The sequence below is a fragment of the Stenotrophomonas sp. YIM B06876 genome, from assembly GCF_030711595.1.
Lineage (GTDB): Bacteria > Pseudomonadota > Gammaproteobacteria > Xanthomonadales > Xanthomonadaceae > Stenotrophomonas.
In genome coordinates this window covers 1-1,183 of record NZ_JAUJUJ010000250.1, presented here as the reverse complement: position 1 = coordinate 1,183, position 1,183 = coordinate 1, and the positions used below count along the sequence as shown (strand labels likewise).

The following is a 1,183-nucleotide window of genomic DNA, read 5'->3' as shown; positions in this document are numbered from 1 at the left end:
GATAAAGGCAAACAGCGCCATCGAAGCCGAGTAGCGGCTCAGGGCCAGACCGCCGGCGCTGATGGGCTTGTCCAGAAAGTCGCCCACCACGGCGCCCAGCGGGCGTGTGAGGATGAAAGCGAGCCAGAACAGCGCCGTGCGCGATACCCGTGTCCAGAAATACGCCGCCACCACCAGCGCCAGCAACGCGGCGAACACCGCTGCTGCGCCGGTGTAGCCCAGATTGGCCGTGCCGGCGGTCCAGTCGCCCAGCGCCGTGCNCCGTGCGCGATACCCGTGTCCAGAAATACGCCGCCACCACCAGCGCCAGCAACGCGGCGAACACCGCTGCTGCGCCGGTGTAGCCCAGATTGGCCGTGCCGGCGGTCCAGTCGCCCAGCGCCGTGCCCAGGGTTTGCGAGAACATGATCGTCACCCAGTAAAACATCTCGACCCGGGGCGAACTGACCGAGTCTACCGACACCGAACCCAGCGTGCGCTTCCAGACCCACAGCGACCCCAGCAGCAGGGCCAGCAGCAGCGTTGATCCTCCCGCGTAGCCGATGCCCAGAGACCGGTCGGCAAAATCGGCCAGCGTGGTGCCCACGGTGGTGGTGGCGATGATCGTGGCCCAGTACAGCAAGGGGTGAAAGGCCCGGGCCTTGATCTGCGCCGTGACGGCTACCAGAAAGACCGCCGCAAAGATGGCGGTGGCGGTGAGGTAGCCCAGCTGCATGGACATGGACACTGCATCGCCACCGGTTTCGCCCAGCGTGGTGGCGGCAATCTTGATAATCCAGAAAAGCAGCGTGACTTGCGGCACCTTGGCAAGTGCCCTGTCCATGGTTTTGGCGGTGGTGTTCATTGTGTTGCGGCCTCGTTGCGGAGCAGGGCGTCGAGAGGCATGGCGGTGACTGCCTTGTTCCTTTGTGGGAATGGACTCGATTGTCAAATGCAAGTCTTAGCCGGGCCTTAGCCTGTCTCAAATCTTGGCAGCGCACACAAAAAAAGGAGCCGAAGCTCCTTTTTTGGGGGCGATTGCGCAGTGCGCCTGACTCAGACCACGCCTTGCGCCAGCATGGCGTCGGCCACCTTGACGAAGCCGGCCACGTTGGCGCCGTCGATGTAGCTCACGCTGCCGTCGGCGCGGCGGCCGTACTGCAGGCAGGCGGCGTGGATGCCCTGCATGATCTGCAGCAGGCGG

The 1,183-nt window shown here is 64.6% G+C and carries 1 protein-coding gene and 1 pseudogene; both read right to left on the bottom strand.

The genetic code is table 11. The annotated features are described in order from the left end of the window. A pseudogene (locus QZH66_RS19070) lies at positions 1-844 on the bottom strand (hypothetical protein); the annotation flags it as partial. 191 nt (positions 845-1,035) lie between these two features. After that, the gene (locus QZH66_RS16490; protein ID WP_345783867.1) at positions 1,036-1,170 is read right to left on the bottom strand and encodes a hypothetical protein; all 135 of its coding nucleotides are present in this window, start codon (positions 1,168-1,170) and stop codon (positions 1,036-1,038) included. Positions 1,171-1,183: the final 13 nt, after the last annotated feature.